Origin of the sequence: Roseateles sp. (assembly GCF_036486225.1) — a bacterium.
In the GTDB taxonomy this organism is placed as follows: Bacteria; Pseudomonadota; Gammaproteobacteria; order Burkholderiales; family Burkholderiaceae_C; genus Roseateles.
In genome coordinates, this window is record NZ_DASVNZ010000425.1 from 1 (window position 1) to 3,239 (window position 3,239).

The following is a 3,239-nucleotide window of genomic DNA, read 5'->3' on the forward strand; positions in this document are numbered from 1 at the left end:
CGCGCCGGGCAACGGCTCCAGCGGCGTGATCTCGGGACCACCGCTGCGATCGGCGCGGTCCGCGCGGCCGTCGTTGCGGCCCTCGCTGCGCTTGTCCTTCTTCCGCGCGCCGCCCATGCCCAGCGCGTGCTGGCCCATGCGCAGCAGCGGACGCGCCAGCAGCAGGTAGCCGAGCAGCGCGGCCAGCGCGTACGCGCCCCAGCCGCCGAACTCGACGATCGTGTCGCGCTGCTGGTACCAGGGCTCGACCACCGGCGGCGCCGGGAAGGCGAGCGTGGAGACGCTCAGCTTGTCGCCGCGCTGCGTGTCGATGCCCAGGCCGCCGCCCAGCAGCTTCTCGACCTTCTGCAGGTCGGCCGGCGTCCAGTCCTTCGCGCCGCCGGGCGCGGCCGCGGTGTTCAGCAGCACGGCCACGCTCAGGCGCTCCAGCCGGCCGCGGCTCTTCTTCACCTGCGTGATCGAGCGGTCGTAGGCGTACTGGCGCGTGGAGGCGTTCTTGCGCGCGGTGTTGCTGTTGGCGTTCGCCGCATTGGCCGCGCCGGGATCCTCGCCCTGCGCCGCGGACGCCGCCGCCGCCGCCAGCGCCGCCGGCGGGCGGTTGCTCAGCGAGCCCGGCACGCCCAGCGCGATGCGCTCGCGGTCCTGCTCCTCGCGCATCGCCTCGTTGGTCAGCTTGGGCGCGTCGCCGTACTGCTCGCGCGTTTCCTGGATGCGGTCGTTGTTGACGTCGGCGGTGACGCTGAGGCGATAGTTCTGCTCGCCCAGCACCGGCGCCAGCAGCTCGTGCACGTTGCGGCGGATGTCGTCCTGGATGCGGCGTTGCGCCTCGTTGCCCTGCGCGCCGCCGTCGAAGCCCTCGCTCATGTCGACGCGCGCCGACAGCAGGTTGCCCTGCTGGTCGACCAGGCTGACCCGCGACGGATCGAGGTTGGCCACCGAGCCCGCGACCAGGTTGATCGCCGCGGCGATCTGCTCGTGGTTGAGCGAGCGGCCCGGCTTGAGCGTCAGCACGACCGAGGCCGAGCTCTTCTGCCCGTCGTTGAGCACGAAGGAGCTGCTCTTCGCGACGGACAGGTGGACGCGCGCGCCCTCGACGGCGTCCAGCGCCATCATGCTCTGCGCGAGCTCGCCTTCGAGGCCGCGGCGGAAGCGGATGTCCTGCACGAACTGGCTCACGCCCAGCGGGTCGTTCTGGTCCATCAGCTCCAGGCCGGCGGGCAGCTTGGCCACGACGCCCTTGGCGGCGAGCAGCATGCGCGCGCGGCCCAGGTCCGAGTCGGGCACCAGCACCTGGCCGCTCTCGGGATGCAGGCGGTAGGCGATGTGCTCGGCGTCCAGCACCGACAGCACGTCGGCGGTCGGCACATGCTCGCGCTGGCCGAAGACCGGCTTGTAGCCGGCCTGGTCGCGCCACAGCAGCATCAGCACCAGCGCGGTGACGACGGCGGCGAGGATCAGCAGCGGCGCCGCCGACTTGAGCAGGCTCTGGCCGGCGCCTGCCGTCGGCGCGGCCTTGTTCAAGCCACCCAGCACCTGACCGAGGCGGCGGCGCCAGACGGGCACGGCCGCGTCGTTCGCGCTCTGGAGGGTCTGCAGTTCGTTCATCGTGCTTGTCCCGCAGGCCTCAGAGCTGCATCTTGATCAGCTCGTCCACGGCGCCGGCGACCTTGTTCCTGACCTGCATCAGCATCGAGAACGACAGGCTGGCTTCCTGGCTGGCGAGCATCGCGCCGACGAGGTCGTCGCTCTCGCCGCGCTCGACCGCTTCCATGCGGGCGGCGGCGGCCTGGTCGCGGTCGTCCACGCGGCGCAGCATCTGCTCGAAACCCATCGATGGCAGGTTATCGATCGCGCCTGGACCAACGCCTTGTGAAAGCGCTTGCGCGTCCTGCTGCATCCGGACGCTGTCCTGTTTCAGCAGGGATTCCATCGTCGATTGACCGACGGCGGCGTTGAGCATCGTGGCGGACATACCTTTGCTCCAGGCAATAAGAGACCTGACCACGCCGGAGGGCGCGGGTTGTCCCGTGACCATTCATTCACCTCATCCACCCATTCCCTCTGGTTCATGGCGTGGCCTCGGCGGCGATATCTTTCAATCTCCGTTGCGGAGATTCACGACGGCACCGAATGTCGCTGTTCTTTTTGTCACCGCGTTGGCGATGCGTATTCTTGTCGCGACATTTCCTTGATATTTACAGACAGTTTCATTCGCCGATATTCAGACAAAGAAACTCCCTCGCGCCGGATCGGCTGCGATATTGAATCTTCAAGTATTCGGGGAATATCCGGAACCCATGCGGCAGCGCCACCGCATCGAGCTCGGCGACACCGGCGGACGAGCGTCCGACGGCACCGTCGCGGGCCGGTTCAGGGAATGAAAAGATGTCTGTGAATGACCATGTCCGTCCTCTCTTCGCAAGACGGGCGCACCTCGGCGAGGGCAGGCAGGGTCACAACAGGCCCGGGTGGGGCCTGGCAGGCGAGCGCCTTTGAACCACGCGTCACGCGGCTCGCAGACTCAGGTCTGGCAACCCCGCTATCGTGGTCCGGCGTTCGGCTGGAAGAGTTTCCAGCGAGCGCCCGACGGTAGACCGGAGGCTTTGCGACCCCGGCTTTCGCTCGGGTGTGCCCTGATGTGTCCGGACTGTAGCCACTGTGAGCGTGCGCAACAAGAACCCATTTTGCACCGCACCAAAACAGCGTACGACAGTGTGACGGATGTCACGAACTGCCGCCAATACTCCCAGGCTGGTGATCCGCTATTCGCGCATCCGCCTCTGAATAAGTCGGTTTTGTTTCGGTACTGATAAATATGAGAGAAACAATTCACCTCGTGCCCGCCGGGGTATTAACGACCGACTCGCGACACGACTTAAACCACTCATTCCCGTGATGTGCGATTCGCATCCGGTGGTTTGTGATTTATTCCCCGCATGTTCCAAACCAGCAGTTCCAATGCTGGCCGGAATCACTGTCGATTCCTAGAATTCGATGGTTATGGCGTGCCAGGCCTGCCATTAACAACGTCCCTTCATATCTGGAACCACGGATGAACCAGCCACTCACCGCTCAGCCGCACCGGCCCGCGGCGCTCGATCCGCGCAGCCTGGGCCGCCCGGTGCACCTGCTGCCGCAGGTGGCGCAGCGCCTGCGCGAGGCGCTGCAGCGCCAGCTCGTGCAGCCGTGGAACCGCCGCTATCACAGCCGCTACGAGCTGCACGCCCTGACGCTGCGTC

Annotated in this window: 2 protein-coding genes, 1 pseudogene and 1 riboswitch; of the genes and pseudogenes, 1 reads left to right on the top strand and 2 read right to left on the bottom strand. The window is 66.8% G+C overall.

Going from position 1 to position 3,239, the window contains the following annotated elements:
• Both fliF and VF536_RS27485 read right to left on the bottom strand, forming a co-directional pair.
• Positions 1-1,605: flagellar basal-body MS-ring/collar protein FliF (gene fliF, locus VF536_RS27480; protein WP_331618125.1), on the bottom strand; the 1,605-nt coding region annotated here is incomplete at its 3' end.
• A 19-nt stretch (positions 1,606-1,624) separates the two neighbouring features.
• Complete coding sequence (locus VF536_RS27485; RefSeq protein ID WP_331618126.1) at positions 1,625-1,972, bottom strand: flagellar hook-basal body complex protein FliE; 348 nt, start codon at positions 1,970-1,972, stop codon at positions 1,625-1,627.
• Between the two features lie 554 nt (positions 1,973-2,526).
• Positions 2,527-2,643, bottom strand: a riboswitch (cyclic di-GMP riboswitch).
• 409 nt (positions 2,644-3,052) lie between these two features.
• Here VF536_RS27485 and VF536_RS27490 point away from each other — a divergent pair.
• Positions 3,053-3,239: pseudogene (locus VF536_RS27490) on the top strand (hypothetical protein); the annotation flags it as partial.

Coding starts and splice junctions, on each gene's coding strand:
- VF536_RS27485 (WP_331618126.1), bottom strand. CDS start 1,972: ATGTCCGCCACGATGCTCAACGCCGCCGTCGGTCAATCGACGATGGAA.